The 26638-nt window shown below is 70.5% G+C and carries 28 protein-coding genes and 3 pseudogenes; 10 read left to right on the top strand and 21 right to left on the bottom strand.

The window, feature by feature from the left end; genetic code table 11:
• Nucleotides 1-68 precede the first annotated feature (68 nt).
• Complete coding sequence (locus ACZ6EG_RS15590) at nucleotides 69-395, top strand: PLD nuclease N-terminal domain-containing protein (RefSeq protein ID WP_391970095.1); 327 nt, start codon at nucleotides 69-71, stop codon at nucleotides 393-395.
• A gap of 15 nt (nucleotides 396-410) precedes the next feature.
• Here the strand turns inward: ACZ6EG_RS15590 and ACZ6EG_RS15595 are convergent.
• The 6 genes and pseudogenes from ACZ6EG_RS15595 to ACZ6EG_RS15620 all read right to left on the bottom strand — a co-directional run.
• A pseudogene (locus ACZ6EG_RS15595) lies at nucleotides 411-686 on the bottom strand (hypothetical protein); the annotation flags it as partial.
• Nucleotides 683-1407, bottom strand: a pseudogene (locus ACZ6EG_RS15600) (helix-turn-helix domain-containing protein). The pseudogenes ACZ6EG_RS15600 and ACZ6EG_RS15595, both read right to left, overlap by 4 nt.
• A gap of 70 nt (nucleotides 1408-1477) precedes the next feature.
• Nucleotides 1478-1837, bottom strand: a pseudogene (locus ACZ6EG_RS15605) (helix-turn-helix domain-containing protein); the annotation flags it as partial.
• Entirely contained in the window at nucleotides 1758-2402 is a 645-nt protein-coding gene (locus tag ACZ6EG_RS15610; RefSeq protein WP_469604893.1) for a hypothetical protein, read from the bottom strand. The gene ACZ6EG_RS15610 and the pseudogene ACZ6EG_RS15605, both read right to left, overlap by 80 nt.
• A 544-nt stretch (nucleotides 2403-2946) precedes the next feature.
• On the bottom strand, nucleotides 2947-3072 hold the full coding sequence (locus tag ACZ6EG_RS15615) for a DUF397 domain-containing protein (protein ID WP_391970097.1): 126 nt from the start codon (nucleotides 3070-3072) through the stop codon (nucleotides 2947-2949).
• A complete protein-coding gene (locus ACZ6EG_RS15620) occupies nucleotides 3020-3976 on the bottom strand; it encodes a helix-turn-helix domain-containing protein (RefSeq protein ID WP_391970098.1) in 957 nt (318 codons plus the stop codon). Before ACZ6EG_RS15620 ends, ACZ6EG_RS15615 begins: the two co-directional genes overlap by 53 nt.
• 106 nt (nucleotides 3977-4082) lie before the next feature.
• Between ACZ6EG_RS15620 and ACZ6EG_RS15625 the strand changes: the two genes are divergently transcribed.
• Entirely contained in the window at nucleotides 4083-4619 is a 537-nt protein-coding gene (locus ACZ6EG_RS15625; RefSeq protein WP_469604896.1) for a DUF7848 domain-containing protein, read from the top strand.
• Here the strand turns inward: ACZ6EG_RS15625 and ACZ6EG_RS15630 are convergent.
• Nucleotides 4546-6168, bottom strand: coding sequence for a carboxylesterase/lipase family protein (locus tag ACZ6EG_RS15630; RefSeq protein WP_391970100.1), 1623 nt, complete (start codon nucleotides 6166-6168; stop codon nucleotides 4546-4548). The genes ACZ6EG_RS15625 and ACZ6EG_RS15630 overlap by 74 nt on opposite strands.
• Before the next feature lie 115 nt (nucleotides 6169-6283).
• Between ACZ6EG_RS15630 and ACZ6EG_RS15635 the strand changes: the two genes are divergently transcribed.
• Both ACZ6EG_RS15635 and ACZ6EG_RS15640 read left to right on the top strand, forming a co-directional pair.
• Nucleotides 6284-7000, top strand: coding sequence for a MerR family transcriptional regulator (locus ACZ6EG_RS15635; RefSeq protein WP_391970101.1), 717 nt, complete (start codon nucleotides 6284-6286; stop codon nucleotides 6998-7000).
• A 129-nt stretch (nucleotides 7001-7129) separates the two neighbouring features.
• Nucleotides 7130-8530 carry a condensation domain-containing protein gene (locus ACZ6EG_RS15640; RefSeq protein WP_391970102.1) on the top strand — a complete coding sequence of 467 codons (1401 nt, stop codon included), beginning with the start codon at nucleotides 7130-7132 and terminating at the stop codon, nucleotides 8528-8530.
• A gap of 90 nt (nucleotides 8531-8620) precedes the next feature.
• On the opposite strand, the gene ccsB is transcribed toward ACZ6EG_RS15640, so the two are convergent.
• From ccsB to hemL, 7 genes are all read right to left on the bottom strand, one after another.
• Nucleotides 8621-9757 (bottom strand): c-type cytochrome biogenesis protein CcsB, encoded by a 1137-nt coding sequence (gene ccsB, locus ACZ6EG_RS15645; RefSeq protein ID WP_391970103.1) that lies wholly within the window; start codon nucleotides 9755-9757, stop codon nucleotides 8621-8623.
• The gene (resB, locus tag ACZ6EG_RS15650; RefSeq protein WP_391970104.1) at nucleotides 9754-11475 is read right to left on the bottom strand and encodes a cytochrome c biogenesis protein ResB; all 1722 of its coding nucleotides are present in this window, start codon (nucleotides 11473-11475) and stop codon (nucleotides 9754-9756) included. The genes ccsB and resB overlap by 4 nt, the downstream gene beginning before the upstream one ends.
• Before the next feature lie 3 nt (nucleotides 11476-11478).
• The gene (locus ACZ6EG_RS15655) at nucleotides 11479-12240 is read right to left on the bottom strand and encodes a cytochrome c biogenesis CcdA family protein (RefSeq protein ID WP_384696474.1); all 762 of its coding nucleotides are present in this window, start codon (nucleotides 12238-12240) and stop codon (nucleotides 11479-11481) included.
• 10 nt (nucleotides 12241-12250) lie between these two features.
• Nucleotides 12251-12934 (bottom strand): TlpA family protein disulfide reductase, encoded by a 684-nt coding sequence (locus ACZ6EG_RS15660; protein WP_469604902.1) that lies wholly within the window; start codon nucleotides 12932-12934, stop codon nucleotides 12251-12253.
• A gap of 66 nt (nucleotides 12935-13000) precedes the next feature.
• Entirely contained in the window at nucleotides 13001-14290 is a 1290-nt protein-coding gene (locus ACZ6EG_RS15665; protein WP_469604905.1) for a polysaccharide deacetylase family protein, read from the bottom strand.
• Between the two features lie 137 nt (nucleotides 14291-14427).
• Entirely contained in the window at nucleotides 14428-15117 is a 690-nt protein-coding gene (locus ACZ6EG_RS15670; protein WP_391970107.1) for a histidine phosphatase family protein, read from the bottom strand.
• Entirely contained in the window at nucleotides 15114-16430 is a 1317-nt protein-coding gene (gene hemL / locus ACZ6EG_RS15675) for a glutamate-1-semialdehyde 2,1-aminomutase (RefSeq protein ID WP_391970108.1), read from the bottom strand. The genes ACZ6EG_RS15670 and hemL overlap by 4 nt, the downstream gene beginning before the upstream one ends.
• A 517-nt stretch (nucleotides 16431-16947) precedes the next feature.
• Here hemL and ACZ6EG_RS15680 point away from each other — a divergent pair.
• Nucleotides 16948-17385 (top strand): hypothetical protein, encoded by a 438-nt coding sequence (locus ACZ6EG_RS15680; protein WP_356940894.1) that lies wholly within the window; start codon nucleotides 16948-16950, stop codon nucleotides 17383-17385.
• 113 nt (nucleotides 17386-17498) lie between these two features.
• Here ACZ6EG_RS15680 and ACZ6EG_RS15685 read toward each other — a convergent pair whose 3' ends face one another.
• The 7 genes from ACZ6EG_RS15685 to ACZ6EG_RS15715 form a co-directional block, all read right to left on the bottom strand.
• Nucleotides 17499-17981: a DUF5994 family protein gene (locus tag ACZ6EG_RS15685; RefSeq protein ID WP_469604910.1), complete on the bottom strand. Its 483-nt coding sequence runs from the start codon at nucleotides 17979-17981 to the stop codon at nucleotides 17499-17501.
• A 5-nt stretch (nucleotides 17982-17986) separates the two neighbouring features.
• Nucleotides 17987-18199, bottom strand: a complete 213-nt coding sequence (locus ACZ6EG_RS15690; RefSeq protein ID WP_469605001.1) for a hypothetical protein — start codon at nucleotides 18197-18199, stop codon at nucleotides 17987-17989.
• 5 nt (nucleotides 18200-18204) lie between these two features.
• The gene (locus ACZ6EG_RS15695; RefSeq protein WP_391970111.1) at nucleotides 18205-18792 is read right to left on the bottom strand and encodes a DUF5994 family protein; all 588 of its coding nucleotides are present in this window, start codon (nucleotides 18790-18792) and stop codon (nucleotides 18205-18207) included.
• 166 nt (nucleotides 18793-18958) lie between these two features.
• The gene (locus ACZ6EG_RS15700) at nucleotides 18959-19792 is read right to left on the bottom strand and encodes a YhjD/YihY/BrkB family envelope integrity protein (RefSeq protein ID WP_391970112.1); all 834 of its coding nucleotides are present in this window, start codon (nucleotides 19790-19792) and stop codon (nucleotides 18959-18961) included.
• Between the two features lie 216 nt (nucleotides 19793-20008).
• Complete coding sequence (locus ACZ6EG_RS15705) at nucleotides 20009-20236, bottom strand: hypothetical protein (RefSeq protein WP_369177670.1); 228 nt, start codon at nucleotides 20234-20236, stop codon at nucleotides 20009-20011.
• A 38-nt stretch (nucleotides 20237-20274) separates the two neighbouring features.
• Nucleotides 20275-20706: an Asp23/Gls24 family envelope stress response protein gene (locus tag ACZ6EG_RS15710; protein ID WP_391970113.1), complete on the bottom strand. Its 432-nt coding sequence runs from the start codon at nucleotides 20704-20706 to the stop codon at nucleotides 20275-20277.
• A 343-nt stretch (nucleotides 20707-21049) separates the two neighbouring features.
• Entirely contained in the window at nucleotides 21050-21181 is a 132-nt protein-coding gene (locus ACZ6EG_RS15715; RefSeq protein ID WP_391970137.1) for a hypothetical protein, read from the bottom strand.
• On the opposite strand from ACZ6EG_RS15715, the gene ACZ6EG_RS15720 reads away from it, so the two are divergent.
• The 5 genes from ACZ6EG_RS15720 to ACZ6EG_RS15740 all read left to right on the top strand — a co-directional run bounded on the left by ACZ6EG_RS15720 (nucleotide 21153) and on the right by ACZ6EG_RS15740 (nucleotide 26636).
• Complete coding sequence (locus ACZ6EG_RS15720; RefSeq protein WP_469604916.1) at nucleotides 21153-22292, top strand: ice-binding family protein; 1140 nt, start codon at nucleotides 21153-21155, stop codon at nucleotides 22290-22292. The genes ACZ6EG_RS15715 and ACZ6EG_RS15720 overlap by 29 nt on opposite strands.
• Nucleotides 22293-22534: 242 nt before the next feature.
• Nucleotides 22535-23152, top strand: coding sequence for a DUF5819 family protein (locus tag ACZ6EG_RS15725; RefSeq protein WP_469605004.1), 618 nt, complete (start codon nucleotides 22535-22537; stop codon nucleotides 23150-23152).
• Nucleotides 23142-24233 carry an HTTM domain-containing protein gene (locus ACZ6EG_RS15730; RefSeq protein WP_469604920.1) on the top strand — a complete coding sequence of 364 codons (1092 nt, stop codon included), beginning with the start codon at nucleotides 23142-23144 and terminating at the stop codon, nucleotides 24231-24233. The genes ACZ6EG_RS15725 and ACZ6EG_RS15730 overlap by 11 nt, the downstream gene beginning before the upstream one ends.
• Nucleotides 24234-24655: 422 nt before the next feature.
• Complete coding sequence (locus ACZ6EG_RS15735) at nucleotides 24656-24859, top strand: cold-shock protein (RefSeq protein ID WP_003974279.1); 204 nt, start codon at nucleotides 24656-24658, stop codon at nucleotides 24857-24859.
• A gap of 283 nt (nucleotides 24860-25142) precedes the next feature.
• On the top strand, nucleotides 25143-26636 hold the full coding sequence (locus ACZ6EG_RS15740) for a DEAD/DEAH box helicase (protein WP_391970115.1): 1494 nt from the start codon (nucleotides 25143-25145) through the stop codon (nucleotides 26634-26636).
• The last annotated feature ends 2 nt before the right edge of the window (nucleotides 26637-26638 follow it).

Consider the following 26638-nt stretch of genomic DNA (forward strand, 5'->3'; position numbering starts at 1 on the left):
CGCTACCCTGGCCCTGTACCTGGGGGCCGTGACGCGTCCCCGCCCACCGCTTGAGCTGGAGAGGCCCCATGCTCCGGGTGCTGATGTTCCTGATCCCACTGGCGCTGAGCGTCTACGCGTTCATCGACTGCATCAGCACGAAGGACGAGGACGTCCGGCACATCCCCAAGCCACTGTGGGCGATCCTCGTACTGCTGTTCCCGCTGGTCGGCTCGGTCTCCTGGATCATCGCCGGCAAGAAGCGGCAGCCGGCCGGCTCCTCGCCCTGGCAGGGCGGCGGCGGGCGGCGGCAGTGGGTCGCGCCGGACGACAACCCGGACTTCCTGAAGTCGCTGGACAAGGACGACGAGAAGGACCGCGACCGCGACAAGGACGAGGACCCCAAGGGCGACTGACCCCCGGAGGCCCGGTCACGCGTCCGTGAAGATCGTCGCCTCGGCGGCGGACACGGTGACGGCGCGGCGGAGCCAGCGGCGGAGGACGTCGGCGTCACCGCACGCCGTGATGCGTCCGCGGACGTCGTCGGAGATGTCGAGGCCTCGCTGTTCCAGGACGATCAGGAGAGCCTCGGCACCCCCCTGGGCGCGGCCCTCGTCGCGGATTTCCCCGGAAATGTAGGACTTGTGGAAGGAGAGGTCCACGGCCACCAGGTTCCTCCAGAGGTGCTTGGGGTTTCGTTCGCTCAGGATGGTCGGGCGGCTGCGGACCGGCAGTCGCGGCAGTGGGGTTCGTGGTCGGGGGCGCGGCAGCCCCGGTCGCAGCGGTCGCAGTTGCGGAGGGGATGCCGGACCGGGGGTGGCGCGGCGGTCGTTCGGGGGCCCACCGGCAGTGGGGGTGGCAGTTGGGCCGTCAGGCGGTGGGCCAGGAGGGCCGCCGGGCGGCGTACGCCCTCGGCCGGCAGGCCGGTGGTCAGGGCGTCGCGTACGGCCGCGGGGCTGACCTCGCGTTCCAGGCGGCCACGCCGGGGGCCAGGTGGGTCGTGTCGCAGGCCGAGAGCAGCAGGCGGCGGTCGTGGCGGCGCAGACCGGTGAGGACATCGGTGGCCTGCTGGAGGAATGCGGGGGCCTTGCAGCCGGGTTGCGGTACGGCGGGCAGCGGGCGTGGCGCCGCAGTCGGGCGGTGCAAAGGGCGTTTCGCCCGCGCGGCAGCGTGCGGACGTCCGGATGTGCGACGCCGGGCCGCGCTTGCCGGGTCGTTGCACGACACCGTGCGCGTGACGATGCGGCCGTCCGGGATGCGCTCCCGTTCGCGGCGCAGGTAGCCGTACTCCTCCAGTTCGTTCAGGGCCGCGCCGATGCGGGTCGCGCCCTCCTTGAAGCGGGCGGTGAGGCTCTTGATGTCCACCGGGGTGCCGACGCGCACCGACTGGATGTACAGGCCCAGGCCGATCGCCAGCAGCGTCGGCATAGGCGAAGACGTCCTCCAGGGTCTTCAGCCGCAGTCCCGCCCGGTCGGGTACGGCGAACCCGCGGGCCGCGAGGAGCGGGCGAACCTGGCGGACGGCCTCGGAGACGGTGGAGCGGTCCACGGCGAAGAGCTCGGCGAGCACTGCGTGCGGCAACTGATGGCGCAGATGGACCAGGGTGACCAGCAGCCGGTCGAGGAAGACCAGCTTCGGCTTGCGTCCAGCCCCTTCCGCCCGTCGGCGTGGGCCACCCCGTGCCGCACGCAGCGCGGACTGGCAGACGGCCTCCCACGGTCCGGCGAGTTCGGCGAACAACTCGCCGCAATGTGCGCGGGAGACACTACGGCCGGAATCAGCAGGCGGAGACTTCGGCCGGGGCCTGCAGGTCGTAGCGGACGATGCCCGCGTTGTCCTTGAAGGAGATCCCCACATTCCCGAAGGCGCCGCTCCCTTCGTACTGCGTCCAGCTGATGGTCTTGATGTCCGCAGGCCCCACCTGCTTGCCGAGCGACATGGTCATCAGGCGCCCGGTGCACGAGGAGGCGGAACCGCCGCTGCCTGAAGGCGGCTCCGCCTGGACCGCAGCGGAGCCGTCGACCTTGAGCTGCTGCCGGTCGACCGTCTCCACCGTGTAGCCCTGCTTCGGCTTCTCCCCGTCCATGACAGTGGTGAAGGAGACGTCGAAATAGCCGACGTGCACGGTCACGGGCTCGCAGAGCTTCGGCGGGCCGCCGAGCTCGATGGGCAGGTAGCTGGTCACGCTGCGCCCGAGGAGATTGCTGTCCAGCCACTCCCTGTCGCCGCGGACACAGGTGGGCGCGGGGGACGGAGGCGCCGGGGTGGGCGCGACGGAGGACGGCGGACTCGCCGAGGGGGTGGCCGGGGCGGCGTCGTTGCCGCTCTCACCGCTGCCGCAGGCGGAGAGGCCGAGTGTTGCCGCCATGACGGCGAGCAGCGCGATGACCCGCAACGGTAATTGTTCTGCCTGGTCTGTCACCGGACAATGCTGACCGAACGGCACAGGTGAGTCAACGGGGGTCGCGGCCAGTTGGTATGTGACCTGTGCCCGAAGCGGAAGAAGCGTCCGTGGGCCATCCGGACGGCTGTCCGGGCAGCAGAACGTCGCACGCGGGTCCAGTTGAGGGATCTGGGCCTGCTGCCAACAGGGCTACGCTGTCGAGCCGACCTCTCCAACGACCCCGCCGAAGATTGCCGTCGCGCTGCATGACGGCAACTACGGCTGCACATCGGGCACTGGCTTCAGCAACCGGGGGTTCCTTGAGGTACTCACCAGACGCCACTCCTTGATCCACTCCCTAACTTCCTCGTTGGCCAGGCCCTCGTGGGGATCGCTAGTCCTCGCGGGGGCTGACATATGCCAGCAGTTGGTGCGCTGAGCGTGAGGGAGTTGGGCCCCCTGAAATCCAGCCAGACCGCCGATGTTCACTTAGGCGAGTGAGGCGACGCCGTGGGCGGGAGGGAGGGGTGGGGCCTGGCTGGGTTTCCTTCTCCCCGTGGCTTATTCCGGGTAGGCGCCCGTGTCACCGGAGCACGAGAAAGCGGGCTCCGGTGAATGCGGACCAGGCGGCGCGGCCGACGAGCAGGACGGGACCGTCAGGGTTCTTGCTGTCGCGGACGGGGACGACGGATGGGAATCCTGGGGCCACTTCGACGCAGTTGCCGCCGTTTTCCCCGCTGTAGCTGCTCTTGATCCAGAACGTCGCGTCGGGTTCGTGGCTGCCCATGGTGTTCGTACCCTTCGATCGCGTCGCCGATGAGGGCGACCGTCTGGCGAGTCGAAAGTGAGTCCGCCCTGAGCACATCATAGGTGTGGCTGTGCTGGGCGAACACGGCTGGATCACTGGTGAAGTGGCCCCGTTCCAGCGACTCCGAGTACACCCAACGCTCGCCGCCGGGCAGCTCGATCAGGGACATCGAGACGTTGGGCCTCAGGAGCTCCGGGTAGCTCGCGGGCGCCACCTGGATGCGGATGTTGGGGCGGCGCCCGAGGTTCAACAGGGCTGCGCACTGGTCCCGCATCACCTCGTGGCTTCCCACCACGTTGCGCAGACAGCTCTCGTCCAGGACGACGACGTAGGACGGGCGCTCGTCGCCCATGAAGCGTTGCTGTCGGCTCAGGCGTGCCCGCACGCGCTCCTCCAGCTCCTCGCCGTTCGCGACGCGGGAGAACAGTGCTCGCGCATACGTCTCGGTCTGCAACAGCCCGGGAATCACCCGCTCCTGGTACTCCCGCAGAGCGACAGCCACCGCGTCCATCTCGGCCCGGCGCCGGAACCAGTCCGGATGCTCCACCTCCGGATACCAGTCGATCCGCCCCCACAGCCGCCCCAGCACCCCACCCGTGCCCAGCAACTCGTCGCACGTCTTCGCGAAGGTGTCCTGCGGCACCCGCGACCCCGCCTCCACGCGGGCGACGTGTGAGCGGTCGCAGGGGATGCGGGCCGCCAGGCCCTCCTGCGTGAGCCCCGCGGCCTCCCGGAAGTGCCGCAGCACCTCGCCGAACACGGCGGCCGTACTCGCGCCCGAGCCACCGGCGTTGCGCCGTCCCACGAAGCGACCCCCTTCGTGACAGTCCACGAGTGTCACGCGCCAAGCATTGCTTCGCACGATTCCCCTGAGCAACCCTCGATACACCCAGAGTCACGGAGGTTGCACGATGGATTCCGAGGGACGACTGAGCGCCGCCGTGCGGGCGGTCAACGACCGTTCGCTGAGCGACGCGTCGACGGCACGGGCGCTGGTCGCGTTGCCGCCGCCGCCCGAACCGGTGGCCGGGTGCGGCCTCTGCGCGCAGCTGGCCGTCCTGCGCGCCCACGCCCGGGCCGTCGGCGACGGCAGCGCGGAGACCGACGCCGACGTGCTGCTCGCCCGGCACCAGCGGCAGGCGCACACCCTGCGGCGGGTCTTTCGGTACGTGCCGTTCACGATCGTCCAGGACCCGTCCGCGTGGCCGGAGTACGAGGCGCGCTGCGTGTCGGGGGACGAGGCCGACTGCGGTGCCTCCTCCGGGCCGCGTGGGGGCCCGGAGGAGGTGGAGGAGTGGCAGCGCGGGCACACGGGCGAGACCCGGCACCTGCGCTACCGGCGCTGCTTCGCGGACTACGCGGTGCTGGAGCCGGTCAGGAGCGGGCCGGGTCCGACGGGAGCCACAGGTCGCACTTGTGGTCCTGCGGGAAGGTCGTCGACGCCGTGATCGCCTCGGGGGCGAGCACCTGCACCTTCGGGTACTGGTTCCAGCGCGGGGCGCCCACCGCGTACGGGACGCCGGTGTGGGCGAAGTTGGTCCAGTAGCCGAGCATCCGGTCCGCCAGGGCGTTCTGGGCGGGGGTGCCGGAGACGCCGCCGAAGACGTACCGGATCTCGGAGCCGTGCGGGGCGCCCAGCGGGAAGCCGACCGGCAGGTTCAGGTGGTCCATGGCCTGGCGGTCGGCGAACTCGTACTGGTAGGAGCGGGTGTGGCCGGACATCAGCCGCGCCGTGCGGGACTGGAGGCAGGCGAACTGGGAGTCGGTGAAGACCGCGCCCAGGGCCTCGGCGGGGGTGCCGTGGTCGGACAGCGGGTAGCGGGCGAGGATCGCGTCGGCGCGGTCGCCGTACAGGGTGCGGACGGCCACCGGGTAGCCGGCCGCCGTGAGGGGCCGGCCGGCCAGGTCGTAGGTGGTCGCGACGGTGAGGCGGCCCTCGTCGGCGGTGGTGCCCTGGAGGACCGGGACGCGGTGGAAGCGGCCGCTCTCCAGGGCGTCCGCGATCTGGAGGGGTAGGACGCGGCCGTCGACGTTGGGGACCCAGCGGGCGGTGGGGGCCGTCGAGGCCGTGAGCAGCTCGCCGGCGGGCTTGGCGCGCAGGCAGGCCACGTCGGCGCAGCCCAGGGAGCCGGCCCAGGAGGCGCCGGTGCGCTGCTGGGACTCCTGGGTGGGCAGCGGGAAGCCGCAGCCCGACTGGGCGATGGCCCGGTGGAAGAGCCCGGTGGCGCGCGGCGAGACGAGGTGCTGGCAGACGCTGCCGCCGCCCGCCGACTCGCCGAAGACGGTGACGTTGCCGGGGTCGCCGCCGAAGGCCGCGATGTTCTGCCGTACCCAGCGCAGGGCCGCCTGCTGGTCGAGCAGGCCGTAGTTGCCCGAGAGGCCCTCCGGGGACTCACCGGCCAGGCCCTCGTGGGCGAGGTAACCGAAGGCACCGAGGCGGTAGTTGAGGGTGACGACGACCGCGTCGCCCCGGGTGGCCAGGTTTCCGCCGTCGTAGAAGGCACCGGAGCCGATGGTGAAGCCGCCGCCGTGGATCCAGACCATCACCGGCCGCTTGGTGACGGAACGCTCGGTGGGCGCGTGCACGTTGAGGTAGAGGCAGTCCTCGCTCGGGGTGCCGGGTCCGGCCAGGTCTCCCCAGGGGGTGGAGGAGTTCGCCTGCATGCAGGGGTTGCCGGGGGTGGTGGCGTCGCGGACGCCCGTCCAGCGCGCGGGCGTCGCGGGCGGCTTCCAGCGCAGGTCGCCGACGGGCGGAGCGGCGTAGGGGATGCCCAGGTAGTCGTGGGTGGTCTCGCCCGTCGCGCCGCGCACCTGCCCGTAGCGGGTGGTGACGGTCGGCGCGTCGGCCGCGGCGGCGGGGGTGGCGAGTGCGGTGGGGACGGCGGCCAGGGCGGTCGCCGACAGCAGGAGGACGCCGGACAGCGCTCCTCGTAAGCGGCGCGGCCATGACCGTGCTGTGCGGGTTCTCGGCGTGCGTGTCGTGAGCGGGCCGGACATCGGCACCTCCGTGACGGGGTGGATGGGGGCAACAGCCCCCGCAGTGTCGGCGTCCGTCACCGCGTCCCGCATCGCGTGAATCACCAGTCTCCGCCCGGGCCTACCCTTCTCGTCGATGACGAACGACCGCCGTCTGCGCACCGTCGACCTCGCCCGCCGGGCCGGTCTGTCGACGCAGCAGATCCGCAACTACGAGGACGCCGGCGTTCTTCCTCCCGCGGACCGGACCGAGGCCGGCTACCGCGTCTTCGGCGAACGGCACCTGCGGGCGCTCCTGACGTACCGGACGCTGCAACAGGGGTACGGGCCGGTGGCGGCGACGCGGATCATGCGGACCGTGCACGAGGGGGACGTGCCCGCCGCGCTCGCGCTGGTCGACGGCGCGCACGCGGCCCTGCACACGGAGCGGGTCTCGCTGCGGGAGGCGAGTGCGGCACTGGAGGCGCTGGCCCGCGAGGAGCCCGGGCCGCCGCCCCGCTCCGCCGGACTGCGCATCGGCGAGGTGGCGGCGCTGATCGGCGTACGGACGTCCGCGCTGCGGGTGTGGGAGGCGGCGGGGCTGCTCACGCCCCGGCGTGACCGCGGCACCGGCTACCGGGTGTTCGGTGCCGCCGATGTGCGCGACGCCCGGCTCGTGCACACGCTGCGCGGTGCCCACTACCTGTTCGAGCAGATCCGTCCCGTCCTGGACGGCCTGCGGCGCGAGGGCGGCGGCGAGGCGCTGCGGGCCGCGCTCGGGGCACGGGAGCGGGCGCTCACCGCGCGGACCCGGGCGATGCTGGCGGGCGCGGGGGCCCTCGACGCCTACCTGGGGGACGACCGGGCGGGGTGAACGACGGTCCCCGTACCGCCGTTCGAGGGGCCATCCGTTTCGTTGAAGAGTGCCGACACACCCGGTGCACGGTCGCGGACTGGGCATTCAGTTGGTCGGGTCTGTGACATCTGCGAACGGAGACCCCTCGTGCGACTGACCGACATCCACCGCTGCGAGATCCGGCCCGGGCACCTCGTCGAGTGGACGCTCAGTCCGGCGACCGTCGAGGTCGCGGCGGCCCTGCCCGAGGACGCCCGGCCACCGGCGTACATCCAGGAGTCGCACATCCGCACCGCGCGGTCGCTCCGCGACGACGGCCTGTTCGTGCCGACCTGGCTCGGCGCGGCCTTCGACCTCCCCGGCCCGGTCGACCTGGACGCGCTCCAGGAGGCGCTGCGCGCCTGGACGCTGCGGCACGAGACGCTGCGCAGCGGTTTCCGCTGGGGCGGAGGGGCCGACGACACCATGCGCCGGTTCACGCTCGACGCGGACGCGGTGGCCCTGCGCCGGGAGGACGTCGGGGACTTCCCGGACGCGACGGACCTGGCCCGCCACCTCCAGACCCGCTTCGACGGCGTAGCGGACGCGTTGCGCTGGCCCAACCTGATCTACACGGCCGTCGTCCGGGACGACGGCGCGAGCGTCTACATGGCCTTCGACCACAGCAACGTCGACGCCTACTCCCTCTACCGCATCCCCGCCGAGGTGCACGAGCTGTACCGGGCCGGCGTGGAGGGCCGGACCCTGGAGGAGCCGCCGGTCGGCAGCTACGTCGACTTCTGCGAGGCGGAGCGCGCGGAGGCCGACCGGATCGACGGCGACCACGACGTCGTCGCCCGCTGGCGGGAGTTCATCCGGCGGTGCGACGGGCGGCTGCCCTCCTTCCCGGTCGACCTCGGACTGGAGCCGGGCGGGCCACTGCCTGAGCAGAGGCTGCTGCGTGAGCCGCTGGTGGACGCGGCCGACGCCGCCGCCTTCGAGGCGTACTGCCGTCCCTACGGAGGCAGCCTGGCCGGCGTCCTGGCCGCGACCGCGCTCGCCGTCCACGAGATCGGCGGGGAGCCGGTCTACCGCACGGTGGTGCCGTTCCACACCAGGTCCCGGTCCCAGTGGTCGGAGTCCGTGGGCTGGTACGTGGGCGGCGCGCCGATCGAGGTGCCGGCGGACCGGGCCCGGGACTTCCCCACCGCCCTGCGGACCGTCCACGCCGAACTCCGGGCCAACCGGCGGATGTCGCGCATGCCGATCGACCGGGTGCTGCGCCTGCTCGGCACCGACTTCCGGCCGGTCTCACCGGACCTGTACTCGATCGTGTCCTACGTCGACGCCCGCGAGGTCCCCGGCTCCGGCCACTGGCCCGGCCAGTCGGCCTACGCGCTCCTGCGGGTCTCCTACGGCGACCAGGTGTGCGCCTGGGTCACCCGCCTCCCGGAGGGCCTGTGGTTCGCCGCCCGCCACCCGGACACGGACATCGCCCACAAGAACCTGAGCCTGTACGTCGAACGCCTGCGGGACATCATCACCGGCGTGGCCCGCGACCGCCCCTAGGAAAACCGCCCCGTGCCGTGCCTCCCCGCGCACGGCGAAGGCCGGTCCCCGTGACCCGGGTCACCGGAACCGGCCTTCGGCGGGGAGGGTTCAGAAGCCCACCGACTGGAGGGCGCCCAGGCCCACGTCCGCGTAGGAGTGCTTGCCGGAGACGAAGATGTTGACGCCGTAGTAGTTGAACAGCCAGCAGCCGAAGGCGAGCAGGGCCAGGTAGGCGGCCTTGCGGCCCTTCCAGCCGGCGGTGGCGCGGGCGTGCAGGTAGCAGGCGTAGGCGACCCAGGTGATGAAGGACCAGACCTCCTTGGGGTCCCAGCCCCAGTAGCGGCCCCAGGCGTCGCCCGCCCAGATGGCGCCCGCGATGATCGTGAACGTCCACAGCGGGAAGACGGCGGCGTTGACGCGGTAGGCGAACTTGTCGAGGGAGGCCGCGGCGGGCAGCCGGTCCAGGACGGAGCTGGCGAAGCGGCCCGGCGTGCCGCCGGAGGCGAGCTTGCTCTCGAAGCTGTCCTTGAAGAGGTACATGATCGTGGCGACCGCGCCGACGTAGAACACCGCGCCGCAGAAGATCGCGGTGGAGACGTGGATGTACAGCCAGTACGAGTGGAGCGCCGGGACGAGCTGGTCGCTGGCGGTGTACAGGACCGTGACGGCGAGGCCGAGGTCGAGCAGGACCGTGGTGATCAGCGGGAGGCCGAGCCAGCGGACGTTCTTCTTCAGGACCAGCAGCGCGAGGTACACGCCGACGGCGACCGTCGTGAACGTGATGTTGAACTCGTACATGTTGCCCCACGGCGCCCGCTTCACCGACAGGGCGCGGGCGAGCACGCCGCCGAACTCGATGACGAAGGCGAGCGCGGTGAGGGAGATGGCGATCCGCCCGTACAGGTCGCCCTGCACGGTGCCGCCGTGCGCCCCCGGCCCGTCGGGCACGTCGCGGGAGCCGCTCGCCGAGCGGACGACGACCTGGGGCCGCTCCAGTACGGCGGTGGAGCCGGCCTTCTTCACGGTGACCGCCGGGGCGGTCTTCGTCTTCGCCGCCTCGCCGGTCGCGGTGAGCGCGGCGGCGGTGCGGCCGACCTTGCTGCGGCTGCCGAAGAGCCACTCGGCGATGTAGGCGAAGAACGCCAGGGTGTAGACCGCCATCGCGGAGTAGATCAGCGTGTTGCTGATGTTCGCGAGGTTCTCGTTGGTCGCGGCGGCCAGATCGGTTGCGGCGGCGAGAGTCACTTCTCAGCCCCTTCGGCAGGTACGACGTGGGTGTCGGGGGAATCGGGGGTGTCGTCGTCGTTCTTCGGCGCGTCGGGCGCCTGCTCGTACAGGGCGCCCGCGAGGTCGCCGAGTTCCTCGGGGACCTTCGCGGACTCGCTGCGCCCGAGGCCGGCCATCTCCACGACGGTCACCCCGTCGGCGCCCTTGACGGCCCGCACCCACACGCGGCGGCGCTGGATGAACAGGGAGCCGGCGAGGCCGAGGATGGCGGCGACGGAACCGGCGAGCGCCCAGCCGCTGGCGGGCTGCTCGGTGACCTGGAAGTTGGCCCACTCCTGGACGCCGTCGAAGGTGACCGTGCCGGCGCCGTTCGGGAGGGTCATGGTCTCGCCGACCTTGAGCTGCTTCTTGAACAGCTTGCCGTCGGAGTCCTTGAACTCCTCCAGGTTGGTCTTGTCGAGCTGGTAGATGCTCTTGGCGAAGCCCGCGTCCACCCCGAGGTCGCCGTGGTAGGCGGAGAGCGCCAGCATCGGGTTGATCAGCGCGGGGAAGGTCGACAGCATCGTGCTGCCCTTGCCGCCGTAGGTCGGCAGGAAGAAGGCGTTGAAGCCGAGCTGCTCCTTCTTCCCCTCGGCGTTGCGGTAGCCGTCCCGGACCATGACGGCGCCGGAGGAGGTGACGTTGGAGTCCAGCGGCAGCAGCGCGGTCGCCTCCTTGTCCATGACGACGTTGCCCTTGCCGTCCTTGATCGTGACGATGGGCGCGTAGCCGTGGGCGGTGAGGTAGACCTTCGAGCCGTCGATCTCCAGGGGCTCGTTGACCTCGATGGTCCTGGTCCGCTCCTTGCCGTAGGCGCCCTCGCTGTAGGTGACCTTGGCTTCGTAGACGCGCGGGGTGCCGCGGTTGGGGCCGCTCGCCTCGTAGGTGCCGTGGAAGTCCTTCAGGCTGAAGCTGAAGGGGGTCAGGTCGTGGTCCGGGTCGAAGAGGTTGCCGGACTTGAAGTCGTCGTACTGGGTGAGCGTGTTGGAGAAGCCGTCGCCCTCCAGGATGAGCTTGTTGCCCTCGTACTTGAACAGCTGGCCCCAGCCGAAGGCGATCAGCATCACGATCAGCGCGATGTGGAAGAGCAGGTTCCCGGCCTCGCGCACGTAGCCCTTCTCGGCGGCGACGGCGTCGCCCACCGTGTGGGCGCGGAAGCGGCGTCCGCCCAGCAGCCGGAGCGCGGCCTCGCGGACCTGCTCGGGCTCGGCCGCGGTGCGCCAGGTGGTGTACGCGGGCAGCCGGTCCAGGCGGCGGGGCGCGCCGGGCGGGCGGCTGCGGAGCTGGCCGACGAACTGCCAGGTGCGCGGGACGATGCAGCCGATGAGGGAGACGAAGAGCAGGATGTAGATCGCGGAGAACCACACCGAGCTGTAGACGTGGAAGAGGCCGAGCTTGTCGTAGAGCGGCCCGAGGATGTCGTGCCGGTCGCGGAACTCGGCGACCTTCATCTCGTCGACGCCGCTCTGCGGGATCAGCGAGCCGGGGATCGCGCCCAGCGACAGCAGCAGGAGCAGCAGCAGCGCCACCCGCATCGAGGTGAGCTGCCGCCAGAACCAGCGGACCCAGCCGACGACGCCGAGGGCGGGGAGGTTCGGGGCCTCCTCCCGGGGGGCGGTGGAGAGCTGGGAGCCGGCGGCGCCGAGGTCCTGGTCCTCGCCCGCCGCCGGGGTCTTGTCCGTGGTCGTGTCGCTCATCGGTCAGATCCCTACAGTGAAGCCGTTGGACCAGGTCTGCATGTCCTGCACGATGCTGTCCCACACGCCGGTGAGCAGCAGCAGGCCGGTCGCGATCATCATGACGCCGCCGACCCGCATCACCCACACGTAGTGGCGCTTGATCCAGCCGAAGGCACCGAGCGCCTTGCGGAAGGCGACCGCGGCGAGCACGAAGGGCACGCCGAGGCCGACGCAGTACGCGACGGTCAGTATGGCGCCGCGCCCGGCGGTGCCCTGGTCGGCGGAGAGCGCCAGCACGGAGGCGAGGGTCGGGCCGATGCAGGGCGTCCAGCCGATGCCGAACAGCGCGCCCAGCAGCGGGGCGCCGACCAGGCCGGTGACCGGGCGTTTGTGGAAGCGGAACTCGCGCTGGGTGAACCAGGGCATCAGGCCGATGAAGAAGACGCCCATGAGGATCATGAGGACGCCGAGCACCTTGGTCAGGACGCCCCGCTCCTCCTGGAGCGTCGAGCCGAAGTAGCCGAACAGCGCTCCGCTGGAGACGAACACGGCGGTGAAGCCGAGGACGAAGAGGGAGGCTCCGGCGACCATCCGGCCGCGGCGGGCCTCGCCGAGGTCGGTGCCGGTGACCCCGGTCACGTAGGAGAGGTAGCCGGGGACGAGCGGCAGGACACAGGGCGAGAAGAAGGAGACGAGGCCACCGAGGAGCGCGATGGGCAGGGCCACCAGCAGGGCGCCGTTGAGCACCGTGCCGTTGAAGCCCTCGGCGGCGAGGGTGGACATCGAGGTCACGTCACGTCTCCGACTTGCCCGACTCGTCCGTGAGGTACGGGGCGAGCATCTTGCGGAGCTTCTCCTCGCTGAGCGCCTGGAGGGTGCGCGCGGCGACCTTGCCCTCCCGGTCGATGACGAGCGTGGAGGGGATCGCCTGGGGGTTCAGGGTGCCCTTCTCGAAGCGGAGCATCAGCTTGCCCGTGGGGTCGTACAGGCTCGGGTAGCTGACCCCGAACTCCTTCTCGAAGGCGCGGGCCGGTCCGGTGGAGGTGTCGCGGGTGTTGATGCCGACGAACTGGACGCCCTGGTCCTTCACGTCCTGGTAGACCTTCTCGAAGTTCTTGGCCTCGGCCCGGCAGGGCGGGCACCAGGAGCCCCAGACGTTGAGGACGACGATCTTGCCCTTGTAGTCGCCGACGTCGAGCTGCCCTCCGTCGACCGTCTCGCCGGACAGGTCGGGGGCGTCGGCCCGCTCGCCCTTGTCGGCGGTGGAGATGCCGTCCGCGCCCGTGACGAAGCCGGTGTCACCGCCGCCGCCCGAGGTGCCGCCCGAGCCGCAGGCGGTGGCCAGCAGCGCGACCGCCACGGCGCCGGCGGTCAGGACGACACGGCGGCGGGCGCGGGCGGTGGTGCTGGCGCGGTGCGAGCGGTTCGACCGGTTCGAGCGGTTCGAGCGCAGGGGGGCGCGGCTGGCGGCACTCATGTGAAAAGTTTCGCATGTCCGTTCCGGGGATCTTGCACACCCCCCTCAGGGGCGGAAACCCGCATTTCAGGCGGCGTTTCCCGAGGGTGTGGGGGCCTCCTTGAGGAAGGCGCTCCAGCCGCCGGCCGGCCGCTGCCCCACCTCGACGGTGCGGAGCTTGGCAAGCACCTCGGGCTGCTGCACGTCCAGCCAGTCGGTGAACTGGCGGAAGGAGACGAGCCGGATGTCCTGACCGCTCCCCTTCTCCTTCTCCCGCGCGATGTGCTCGATGACGTTCTCGACGGCGTCCATGTAGATGCCGCCGTTCCACTCCTCGAAGTGGTTGCCGACGAAGAAGGGCGCCCGATTAGTCTCGTATGCCCGCTTGAAGCCGGATATGTAGGCGTCGGTGGCCTGTTCACGCCAGCCCGGGTAGTGGTGGGCGGGTGCCTTGGTCGAGTTGACCGACTGGTTGGCGAGGATGTTGTAGTCCATCGAGAGGACCTCGAAGGAGTGGCCGGGGAAAGGTATCTGCTGCAACGGCAGGTCCCAGATCCCGTCCTTCTTCGCCGGCCACACCTGACGGCCGCCGGGCGAGGAGGCGTCGTAGCGCCAGCCCAGCTCGCGGGCGGTGGGCAGCAGGTTGTCCTGGCCGAGCAGGCAGGGCGTGCGGCCGCCGACGAGTTCCTTGTCGTAGTCGAAGGGCAGCGACGGCAGGTCGGTCCAGCCGGTGTTGGTCCGCCACTCCTTCACGAAGGACTTCGCCTGGTCGATCTCGCTGCGCCACTGCGCGGGCGTCCAGTTGCCGACCGTGCCGGTGCCGCCGCAGAAGTGGCCGTTGAAGTGGGTGCCGATCTCGTGGCCGTCGAGCCAGGCCCGGTGGACGTTCTTCAGCGTGTCCTTGATGTGGGCGTCGGTGAGGTAGCCGATGTCGGAGGCGCCGCGCGGGTTGTTCGGCGGGTCGTAGAGGCGCTTCTTCGACTCGGGCAGCAGGTACAGGCCGGAGAGGAAGAAGGTCATGTGCGCGCCGTGCTCCTTCGCGAGGTCGAGGAAGCGCGGGAAGAGCCCGTTGCCGACCTCGCCCGCCCCGTCCCAGGAGAAGACGACGAACTGCGGCGGGGTCTCGCCCGGTTCCAGCGGCACGGGCGCGTCCGGCTGGTGCGGCTGCCTGCCGGTGTACGACGTGGAGCCGTCACCGATGGGCTTCGCGGGGGGCTCGCCGCTCCCGGAGGGCGACGGCCTCCCGGAACCGCCGGCCTGGTGCGTCCCGCCCGACGCCGTGTGGGAGCCGCAGCCCGCGAGCCCGGCGGCGGCCGCGGCCCCCGCGCCGAGCCCGAGCATCCCCCTGCGGGTGAGAGTGCGGGTGGAAGTGCGCATCGCAACCTCGTTCGTCACGTCCTCTGGTGGTCATCCAGTCAGAGGACGTGACGAACGTGCGGGTTCCGGAAATATGTGCGGGTTACGTAACGAGCGTCACATACCGCCGGTCGCGCGGTAGGCGCGGGCCGTGGCGGTCAGGCCCCGTACGCCTTGCCCTGCCCCTTGACCGGCCTGGCCCCCGCGAGGAGGTGGGGCGGGACGAGGTCGCGGGCGGGCTCGGTGTAGCCGACGGACACGATCCGGTCGCCCCGGTACGTGAACGTGGTCAGCGACGCCAGCGTGCACTGCCGCTTGCGCGGGTCGTGCCAGAGCCGGCGGCGCTCGACGTAGGACCGCAGGGTCCAGATCGGCAGCTGGTGACTGACGATCACGGCCTCGTGCCCGCGCGCCCGCTCCCTGGCCGCCTCCAGCGCGCTCATCATCCGCACGACCTGGTCGACGTACGGCTCGCCCCAGGACGGCTTGAACGGATTGACCACGTGCTTCCAGTTGGCGGGCCGGCGCAGCGCGCCGTCGCCGATGCCGAAGGTCTTGCCCTGGAAGACGTTCTCGGCCTCCAGGAGCCGCGCGTCGGTGGCGAGATCGAGGCCGTGCATCTTGGCGATCGGCGCCGCCGTCTCCTGCGCCCGCTCCAGCGGGGAGGCGACGACGTACGTCACGTCGCGGGGCGCGAGGTGCTCGGCGACCCGGTCGGCCATGCGCCGGCCCAGGTCGGAGAGGTGGTAGCCGGGCAGGCGGCCGTAGAGGACGCCGGTCGGGTTCTCCACCTCGCCGTGCCGCATGACGTGGACGACGGTCAGCTCCTGGTCGCGGTCCTCGCTCATGCGCTCGCCTCAGCGGCCGCGCGGGCCGCCGCCGGGAGGGCGTCGGCGATGCGCTGGAGGGCCCGCTCGTCGTGGGCGGTGGACACGAACCAGGACTCGAAGGAGGACGGCGGCAGGTAGACGCCGTTCGCGAGCAGCGAGTGGAAGAAGGCGGTGAAGCGGAAGGACTCCTGCGCCTTGGCCTCGTCGTAGTTCGTGACCGGCCCCTCGGTGAAGAAGACGGAGAACATGTTGGAGGCGTTCTGCAGGGTGTGCGCGACGCCCTCCTTGGTGAGCGCCTCGGTGACCAGCGACTGGATTTGCGCCGAGACCGCGTCGACCTTCTCGTACGCGGCGTCGTCGAGGAGCCGCAGCTGGGCGAGGCCGGCGGCGGTGGCGACCGGGTTCCCGGAGAGGGTGCCGGCCTGGTAGACGGGGCCGGCCGGGGCGAGGTGCGCCATGACGTCCGCGCGTCCGCCGAAGGCCGCGGCCGGGAAGCCGCCGCCCATGACCTTGCCGAAGGTCATGAGGTCGGGGACCACGCCCTCCACGCCGTACCAGCCTGCCTTGCTGGTGCGGAAGCCGGTCATGACCTCGTCGGAGACGAACAGCGCGCCGTTCGCGGCGCACGCGTCCTTGAGCCCCTGGTTGAACCCGGGCAGCGGCGGCACGACGCCCATGTTGCCGGGCGAGGCCTCGGTGATCACGCAGGCGATCTCGCCGGGGTGGGCGGCGAAGGCCGCGTGCACCGCCTCGAGGTCGTTGTACGGCAGCACGATCGTGTCGCTCGCCTGGGCGCCGGTGACGCCGGGGGTGTCGGGCAGCGCGAAGGTGGCCAGACCCGAGCCGGCGGCGGCCAGCAGCGAGTCGACGTGGCCGTGGTAGCACCCGGCGAACTTGACCACCTTGGTCCGCTGCGTGAACCCGCGGGCGAGCCGGATCGCCGACATCGTGGCCTCGGTGCCGCTGGAGACCAGCCGCACCTCCTCCAGCGGGGCGACCCGCTCGACCATCGCCTCCGCGAGGGCGACCTCACCCTCGGCCGGCGTGCCGAACGACGTCCCGCGCGCCACCGCCTCCTGCACGGCGGCGACCACCTCGGGGTGCGCGTGCCCGAGGATCATCGGCCCCCAGGAGCAGACCAGGTCGACGTACTCCCGCCCGTCGGCGTCGGTGAGGTACGGCCCGGTGCCGGACACCATGAACCGGGGTGTGCCGCCGACGGCGCGGAACGCCCGCACCGGGGAGTTCACACCGCCGGGCGTGACGGCCGCCGCGCGGTCGAACAGAGCCTGCGAGGCCGGTGCTTCGTATGGGTATGCCAGTTCGCTCATGACCTGCGACTTCTCCGACCTTCTCGACTTTCTCCGACGTATCGGACGCTGCCCGGGCCCGGCTGGGGCCCCGCACGCCCCCTGGTTGCCCAGGGTGACCTCATCAGGGTAGACAACCGCCCCGATCGCCGTACCGTCTGCCAGACTGGAGCTCATCCACGCAGCTCACGCGGGCGGCGTGGAGGGGGGCCGCCGACGTCCCGCGGACATATGACGGACATATGTTTCACCGCACGTTTCGGCGAGCGGCCGTGGGGGAGGTCACTGACACGATGATCGGGTTGCGCGGCGGGGGCCACGCATCCTAGAAAAGCAGTCGGGTGGAGATATGCATCGCGGTGGCGGACTGGGCGAGGGGACCGACGACCTGGGTCCTCGACGTGCCCGGCGGGGGAGGCACCGGCGCGAGGCTGAGGAAGCGACCGAAGCACGTCAGGCACACGGCATCCCGGGCGAGCCCGACCGGCTCGACCGGCGGGCCGACCGGCTGGGGGCGGGGAGCAGGAATGGTGGTCGGGTGGGGGTGACCTACAAGTACTTCGGCGCGCCCGACGGCGCGACCGCGGCCCGCGTCCCGATCTCGATGCGCCCCGAGGAACTCGGCGGCGACGAGCTCGGGATGAACGGCATGTTCACCAAGATCAAGCCGGAGACCATGGCCGCGATGGTCCTCACCGGCATCGAGGGCGTCCCCCTGCACAAGGTCCCCCCGCTGGAGCTGGTCGTCCTGCACCCCGACTACGCGGTCGTGAAGCTCCCGATGACCGTCGTCGACCCCCTGCGCGGCATCGGCGAGGAGGCCGTCGGCGCGGCGGCCTTCATCTGGTCGACGGTCCCGGACCGGGGCGGCCCACGGGACGCGTTCAACGTGTACCAGCTGCTGCACGAGTGGCAGGACTTCTCGCACCGGCTGCACGACGCGGGGCATCAGGCGTACTGCCTGGTGTGGCCCTGAGCGGGGGTTTCGCAGGAGTCGGGCGGGGTCTTCGGGCCTCGCCCTTTTGCGTGCCGGGGAGGGGCCGTAAGGCGGCCAGGGTGGTGCGGGTCCTACTGGATCATCGGCCGGCCTCACTCCGGTGACGTCGGTGCGCTGCGGGTGGCGATGAGTATCTGTTCCGCCCTGGTGATGTTGTCGCTCCGGACGGCCTGAGCCATGGCGGCGCGAGCGGCCTCGGGAGCCGTCTCCGGCGGAACCACCAGCAGCGAGAAGACGTCCCGGTCGCCTCGGGTGAGGAGAACGGTGTCATCGCCCACCGCGAAGGAGTCGATGTGTACCACCCGGCCGTCCACGACGATCCGCGTCGTGAGCCCCTCCCAGGCAGTGGCGTCCAGTCCGACACGCGTGATCGGGCCGACATGGCCGGTGAGGGCGTCCACCAGCGCGGGCAGCTCGGCACGGACGTCGCGCGACCGTGGCCACCACGCACCGTCGAGCACACCTTCTCGCGACTCCGTGGTCCGCAGCCGGAGCAGCGCGTACCCGGGCCGTACGTCCTCGTGAACGCCACCCGGCAGGTGCCGGGCAGCCGAAGTGGGGTCTGAGCCGGTCATGAGGATCACCTGTTTCCCGACGTACCGATCCCGCTCGCTCCGTCCCGTCCGCTTGCCTTCCGCGGAGCGGGTGATCCCGGTCCCGGAACAGCCGGGCCGGGGTGGCCGTAGTGGAAGGCGGCGATGCGTTCATCGTGCTGGGCGTTGAGCAGGTGGATGACGAGCACGCCCAGGGCGATCGCCGCCAGGAGCACGATCACGGTGACGAGGATTCCCATGGTGGTCACATCCCCTTCGCCTGGTTCGGTACGCCGGTGGTGGCTCCGGGGATCCGTGGACGCGGGGCGGGATCGACCAGGTGCCCGCCTTCGGAGTTCCAGACCGCTTCCGAGGCGCGGTCGTCCTTCGCGGCAGTCCGCAGGTTCTCCGCCTCCGCCACGAGCCGGCGCGCGGTCGACGTGCCCAGGGGGTCGCTCCCGGCCGCCATCAGCCACGCGGCCGAAGCAGCCGGCGTCGACGGCGGAATCACCAACAGGTTCCAGCGACCCACGCCGTACGAAAGCAGCAGCAGCTCGTGCGGGTCCTGCTCGGCCAGGAACCAGCCGACCTTCACCACACGCCCGGCGACGATCACCTTGCGCGGAATGACGGGCCAGTGAACCGGATTCACGGTGACCCGGGTGATCCGCCCCCACAACGGATCGAGCAAGGCCAGCAACGAGGGGAGTTCCGCCGCGAGATCAGAGGAGCGGGGCCACCAGGCACCGTCCAGCACAGCGGGTGCGGAACCTGCGGGAGCCAGCGAAAGGCGCGGAGACGAGGTGGTGAACCGGTCTTCGGATGTCGGCGCGAGGGAAACGGTCGCAGTCATGGCGCGAACCCTGCCCCGGGCCGATTACCACCGGCCCGGTGTCATCAATCGCCGAAAACGACACGAGCGTGGAAGCCGGTGTACGAGATGCCCTCGGTAACTTCAGCCTACTCCTGGGGCCATCCGCACGGACCGTGGAGCCCACACGGGTTCTGCGGGGCCGGTCTCAGCTGCGCCGTTTCCGTGGGGGCGTCAGGCGTAGGAGTTCCTCATGCAGCAATCGGCCGACCAGCGCGCCGCCGAAGACGACGACACCCACGCCGAGCAGCCAGGATTGGATGACCAGGACGGTGCCGACGAGACCGTAGGTGACGGCGTTTGACGCGATCAACGGCGAGAAGACGACGCTGGAGAAGACCCTCAGGCCGAGCAGTCCGATCACGGTGGCCACCGCGCCCGGCAGCAGGGCACGCCAGCGGATCCGGCCGCCGAGCAGCAGGTGCTGGGACCACCAGAGGAACAGAACAGCGCTCACCGATGCGACAACCCCTCCTGCCAGCGGTTTCGGCCGCAGCGTGGTGGTGGCGGAGAGGAAGAGGTATCCGGTGAGAACGCCGATCCAGACCAGATGCCGCCACCGGGCCCACCAGCGGGCCGGTGGCAGGTCCCAGACCTTCTCGTAGCCGGTCTGCACCGCCGCGCCGAAGGAGAGGCCGAACACGGCAAGGGCGGCGATACCGAACGCGGTCGTGCTCCGCAGCGCCTGCCCGGGTCGGGTGAACAACTTCTCGACCTGCTGTCTGGAGGCAGTCGAGACGCCCAGTCCCTCCCCCAGCCACTGTGCGAACCCCCGTCCACGCTCGGGATCGGCAGAAGAGACGATGATCAGCAGAGGCACCAGCGTGAGCAACCCCAGCGCCGCAAAGCCCAGCGAACGCGACCCCAGCTCAATGCCCTTGCCCCGTCGCCATCCACGCCCGACCGGTGAACGACTGATGGCGCGGCGCAGCCGCCCGAACCATGGTGGACGGTCCGCGGCAGTAGAAGGCTTCATCGGCATGTCTGTCGACTACCACGGTCGATACCGTCACCGGGCGAGGGCGCGACGGAAGGGTTCACCCGACCAGCGACGCGTCCCAGCGGTCCGCACCGGGCTGACCACCAGCCACCAGTCGGCCTTCGCGCCTCTCGACGACGCGCCGCTCAGGCAGCATCACGGTGGCTTCGCACCGCGCTCCTCACGGAGAGCACCGGTGTGCCTCCCGGGCGCCACCGGTCACTGCCGCCAGTCTCCCCGGACTCGTCGCCGGTCCTCGCGGATCCGTTCCCGCCGGTCCCGGCGGCGGACGAGGTCGCCCGGCTCAAGGTCGCCCTCCATCAACCGCCCGACCGCGAGACCGACGGCGCCCAGCCCCAGGACCAGCAGGAACGCCCAGGCGTCCCCGAAATAGGCGGCGAAACCCAGGGCCATTCCCGTGATCAGGCCCACCACGGCTCTGCTCATCACGTGCTCCTTCGCCTGCTCCGGCCCTTCCACCTCGACTACTGGACGCGCTGCCCCTCTTCTTCCTCTTCCTCCTCATCGGGCAGTTTCACGTCGCTCACCGTGATGTTGACTTCGACGACTTCCCGACCCGCCATCCGCTCCACCGCCGAGACCACGTTCTCGCGCACCTCACCGGCCACGTCCGTGATCGGGACGCCGTAGTCGACGACGATCTCCAGATCAACGGCCGCCTGCAGCTCTCCGACCTCGACACTGACTCCGCGGGTGGCGGACCGGCCGCTCCCGGCACCAGGCATCCGTTCCCGCATGGATCCCATCGCGCGGGCGGATCCGCTGCCCAGGGCATGGACGCCGCGCACCTCCCTCGCCGCCATTCCGGCGATCTTCGCCACCACTACATCCGCGATGGTCGTCCGGCCGCGAGACCCGGGCGCTCCACCACGCTTGACGCCGGTGTTCTCAGTCATCGGGACAGTCCTCCCTCGCGAGGCCCACACGGCACTCTCGTCCAAATGTACGCCTTTCATACCTTTTCCTCCAACAGGCGAGCGGACCTCCCTCCACCCCTCGACATGGACCGCATCGCGCCGCGAAATACCAAATCCCGCCCTTCCCGTCGCCCAACCCCGCCGACGTAAATATGAATTGAGGAATAGTTGCGTGCATTGGGGTTCTGAATATTCAACCGGGCACGACCCGCCCGCAATCAACCCCGCTCGGGCACATCTCTGCGTAATATGCCACCAATTCTCAAGCTTCCCGGCAGGAAAAGGCCCGGTAGCTCACGGCCCCTCCACAGGAAATGGCCTCTCAAATGAAGCTGAAGCTCCCGCAGGCGGCCAGATGCCGCTCTTTGACCGGATGGCTGACCACAGGACTCGCTGCGACGGTTGCCGCCGTGATGGTCGCCGTCGTGCCGACGCCTGCCGAGGCGATCGCCACGCCCGTACCCCTCGGCACGGCTGCCAGTTTCTCGGTTCTGGCAGGTTCTGAGGTCACCAACACCGGCCCGTCACTTCTCAGTCAGGATCTCGGCGTGAGTCCGGGGACGGCCATCTCCGGGTTCCCGCCGGGCCAGGTACTCGGTGCCGTGCACGCGGCGGACCAGGTAGCCAACAACGCCAAGAGCGACCTCGTCACGGCATACAACAACGCCGCGAGCCAGGCCACCGACTTCGCCCTCGCGGCGGGAATCGGTGCCGGACAGACCCTGATCCCCGGCGTCTACACCGCTTCGTCCGGTGTGGGCCTCACCGGTGACCTGATCCTGGACGCCGGCGGGAACCCGAACGCCGTCTGGGTCTTCCAGATCCCCGAGGCCCTGACGACGGCCTCCTCCAGCCGGGTGCTGCTCACGAACGGCGCCTCGGCGTGCAACGTGTACTGGCAGATCGGAAGTTCGGCCACGCTCGGCACCAACTCGACGTTCGTCGGCACCCTTATGGCGCTGACCTCGATCAGCGTGAACACGGGGACGAACATCGAGGGCCGGGCGCTGGCCCGCAACGGCGCCGTGACGCTCGACAACAACAGGATCTTCCCGGGCAACTGCTCGACCGCGACCTCCGGCACCACGTCCGGTACCACCACAGGCACGACGACCGGCACCACCACCGGGACCACGACCGGGACCACGGTCGGCACCACGACCGGTACGACCACCGGCACCACCGTCGGTCTGATCGGTGGCGGCCTCCTGGGCGGGCCGCTCGTCACCGGCGGGGGCACCGTGGGGTCCACCTCCGGCAACACGGCGGGCAACACCGCCGGGAACACCGGTGGGAACAACGTCACCGCCGGAAACACCGCCGGCAACGCCACCGGCGGCCACGACGGCAAGCCCGGTGGACCCGGCCACGGGGACGACCATGACGGTAAGCCCGGTGGTGGCCACGGAGAGGGTCATGACGAGGGCGGCAAGCCCGGCAAGGGGAACGGAGGAATGCCCAGCAAGCCGGACCACGGCTACGGCATGGGACCTGACGAGTTCCCCGGCAGCTACGGCTACGGCGACGCCCCGAAGACCGAGGAAGACGAGGACGCCAAGGGCTAGGCAGCCCATCGAGCTGCGATGAGTCCCTTCACCGGATGACGGCGCGCTGCGGAATCACATCGATTCCGCAGCGCGCCTCCGGTGCGTCTCCAGATGCATACCGATCGCGGGCAGAAGACATGAAGGCAAGGTGGGCGGTGTCCAGCCGAATCGAACCAGCGGACGTGCAGGACCTCGGGCAGTGCGACTCCGGTCCGCCGCGAGAACACCACGGCGAACCGGGCGCTTCCGGATCACGGCCGGTGGGCGTACGGCTACTGAAAACGGTCCTGCACACGACCGTGTTCCTCTGCCTGGCCGTGACTCTGGTCCACGTCGCCCTCGTCTTCTTCCACGTCGCACCGCCCAACCCCGTCTCTCGGCGGTACAGCCAGCAGATCGAGGCATGGGTCTACCCCCTCTTCGAACAGAACTGGCGGCTTTTCGCACCCAATCCCGATTCCGTCAACCGACAGGTCCTGGCGAGAACCGCGCACGCCGGCCCCGATGGATCGATGCAGGTCAGTCCTTGGTTCGACCTGTCGGCCGTGGACAGTGAGGCCATCGAACACCAGGCGTTTCCCAGCCACACGGCACAGAATCTGCTGCGCCGCGCCTGGGCCGCCTACGCCGAATCGCACGGGAAGGACGACACCGCACGCTCGGAGCGGGCCGTGATGCTCCAGAAGTACATGAACAACATCGCCTCGGACCGCATCGCCGAACACCGCGGCGACGGCGGGCGCGACATCGACTTCATTCAGCTCCGGGTCATCACGCTCCCCGTCGCGGCGCCCGGGTCCAACGCAGCGGACAGACCACCGAAACCTGTCGAGAACCGACTCCTGCCCTGGTGGAAGGTGACCTCTCATGGGAAGTGAACGGCTGCGCAAGCTCCCCGCTGCGGCAATCACGCTCGTCACCGGCCGACCGGTATCCCTGTACGCCACGTCGGTGCTGCGCATCGGCTACGGACTGCTCTACCTGGTCTTCCTGCTCCGCGAGTTCCCGCACCGCCACGAGATCTGGGGGCCGGACTCCCCGTGGACACCCGCGCTGGCCGCGCAGCTCTTCGACCAGACCGGGTGGTACAGCTTCCTGCTCCTGTCGGACAACCGGGCCTACTTCGAGCTGTGTTACGGGGTGGCCCTCGTGACGTCCGCGCTGTTCATGCTCGGCTGGCGGACCCGGGCCACGTCCATGGTGTTCGCCGTCGTGGTGACGTCGTTCCACTCACGGTCGATCTTCATGACGGACGGAGGCGACAACCTGGTCCTCCTGATGTCCCTCTACCTCGTGCTCACCGCGTGCGGCCGACGCTGGTCCCTGGACGCACGCCGCGAGCGACGCAAGGCGACTCGCGCGGCCGGTGCGGCGACCCGGGCGAAGAGTCCCGGCCCGACCGCTCGGCAACTCCGTGACGCCCGCGTCACCTTGACCACCGTGGTGCACAACTGCGGCGTCTTCGTCATCGCGGCCCAGGTCTGCTTCCTGTACGGATCAGCCGGCCTGTACAAGGTCCAGGGATCGTACTGGGCCGACGGCACGGCACTCCACTACGTACTGCACCTCGAACTCTTCCAGCCCTGGCCCGCGCTCTCCCTCTTCTTGGACCAGTACCCTCTCGCGATCGCGGCCATCAGCTACCTGACCGTGCTCACCCAGGTCGCTCTCCCGTTCGTACTGTTCGGCAGGCTCAAGTACCCGGTCCTCGCGATCCTGCTGGGCATGCACGCCGGCATCGCGATCCTGCTGGGGCTGCCGGTCTTCTCGGGCGCCATGATCATCGCGGACGCCGTGTTCCTGCCCGACCGCTTCTACACCTCACTGCCCCGCCTGGGGCGCCGTACGGCACGGCGGCTCGGCGTACGGCTGCCGCGGCCCCGCGGAGAGAGAGGGGCGGGGGGTGGTGCCGTGCCTCCGCAGGTCAAGCCCGGGAGCCCCGGCTTGCACCTGCGGTGACGGCGGTCGACGAGGCCGGGCAAGCGTCGACCACCGCACTGCCACCACGAGACACAGTGGACGACGCCGACGTGTTGGGCGCGGGGCGCGGTAGCGGCAGGTACCGCTCGTCGGCCGAAACGCTTCGTTCCGGCCGGAGCAATACCTGTAGTCGCGGGTCGAGATTCAAATGGAACGCGCAGACAGATTCTCTACCGCAGTAGGCGGAGCGGATTTCTTCAGCACCCACAGACCGCCGCACCGTGCTACTGTCGATCTCAGTTGCAGTTGTGGTTCCCAGACTTCAAGCGCCCTCCGTTCGGCCCCCGTGCCGACGGAAGCGCTTTTGTATATCCGGTCTTTTCCGGGTGGGGTGATCATCGCGGCGACTCGGTACTCGCACAGTGCGGGTACCGACGCACTGCCCCGAAGGAGAAAAAGACATGGCTACTGGCACCGTGAAGTGGTTCAACGCGGAAAAGGGCTTCGGCTTCATCGAGCAGGACGGTGGCGGCGCCGACGTGTTCGCCCACTACTCGAACATCGCCGCCCAGGGCTTCCGCGAGCTGCTCGAAGGCCAGAAGGTGAACTTCGACATCGCGCAGGGCCAGAAGGGCCCGACGGCCGAGAACATCGTTCTCGCCTGACTCTGACGCGCACTTCGCAGCTGGGGCCCGCATCCTTCGGGGTGCGGGCCCCAGCTGCTCGCGTTTTTCCGCAGTTTTCTCCTGTGGACGACGGCCAGGACATCCGTTCGCTCACCGCGCTCGGACCGGCCGCACGGCGCATCATTTGTTTCAGGGGGCCCGCGCCCGCCCCCTTTTCGCCGGCCAGTTCCGTGGTCGCGCCCACCGGCCTTTCTTGCAATTCTCCGTGCCGCTCTTCGCTGCGGGAATTCCTTGATATGTGCCGAGTCGAGGAAGGTTCCGCATGAACCGCACACGCACGAACGAACGATTCGCCCGCACCCGTAACGGCGGTGCCGACTCCCAGAGGGGCGGCAGCCGCTTCGGTTCGTCGGCCCCGCGCCGCTCCGGCGGGCCGAACCGCTCCGGCGGTCACGGCCGCCGGCCCGCCCCGGTGCAGGGCGAGTTCGCCCTCCCCGAGACGATCACCCCCGCGCTTCCCGCCGCGGAGGCCTTCGCCGATCTCGACATGCCCCGGGAGCTGCTGGCCGCGCTCGGCTCGCAGGGCGTGACGGTGCCGTTCCCGATCCAGGCCGCCACGCTGCCGAACTCCCTCGCGGGCCGCGACGTCCTCGGGCGGGGGCGCACCGGTTCCGGCAAGACCCTGGCCTTCGGGCTGGCCCTGCTCGCCCGGACGGCCGGACGACGCGCCGAGGCCCGGCAGCCGCTGGGGCTGGTGCTCGTACCGACCCGTGAGCTGGCGCAGCAGGTCACCGACGCGCTCACGCCGTACGCCCGGTCGGTGAGGCTGCGTCTGGCCACCGTGGTGGGAGGGATGCCGATCGGCAGGCAGGCGAGCGCGCTGCGCGGCGGGGCCGAGATCGTCGTCGCCACGCCGGGACGCCTCAAGGACCTCATCGGACGCGGCGACTGCCGGCTGGACCAGGTCGCCGTCACCGTCCTCGACGAGGCCGACCAGATGGCCGACATGGGCTTCATGCCGCAGGTCACCGCCCTGCTGGACCAGGTCCGGCCCGACGGGCAGCGCATGCTGTTCTCTGCCACGCTCGACCGCAACGTCGACCTGCTCGTGCGCCGCTACCTGAGCGACCCCGTCGTCCACTCCGTCGACCCGTCGGCCGGCGCGGTCACGACCATGGAGCACCACGTGCTCCACGTCCACGGCGCCGACAAGCACACGGCCACCACCGAGATCGCCGCACGCGACGGCCGGGTGCTCATGTTCCTGGACACCAAGCACGCCGTCGACCGCCTCACCGAACACCTCCTGAACAGCGGGGTGCGGGCCGCCGCCCTGCACGGGGGCAAGTCCCAGCCGCAGCGCACCCGCACGCTGACGCAGTTCAAGGACGGCCACGTGAGCGTGCTGGTGGCGACCAACGTCGCGGCGCGCGGCATCCACGTCGACAGCCTCGACCTCGTCGTCAACGTCGACCCTCCGACCGACCACAAGGACTACCTCCACCGCGGCGGCCGCACGGCCCGCGCCGGTGAGTCCGGCAGCGTCGTCACCCTGGTCACCCCCAACCAGCGCCGCGGCATGACCCGGCTCATGGCCACCGCCGGCATCGTCCCGCAGACCACCCAGGTCCGTTCGGGCACGGAGGATCTGCACCGCATCACCGGCGCCCAGGCACCCTCCGGCATCCCGGTCGTCATCACCGCGCCCGTGGTCGAACGCCCCAAGCAGCGCGGCTCCACCTCACGCGGCCGGCGCCGCCCCGCTGCGGCCCGCCGCACGGCCGCGGGGCGGTCCGCCCTCGGTGGCGCGGCATGACC

Source organism: Streptomyces sp. NPDC041968 (genome assembly GCF_055589025.1).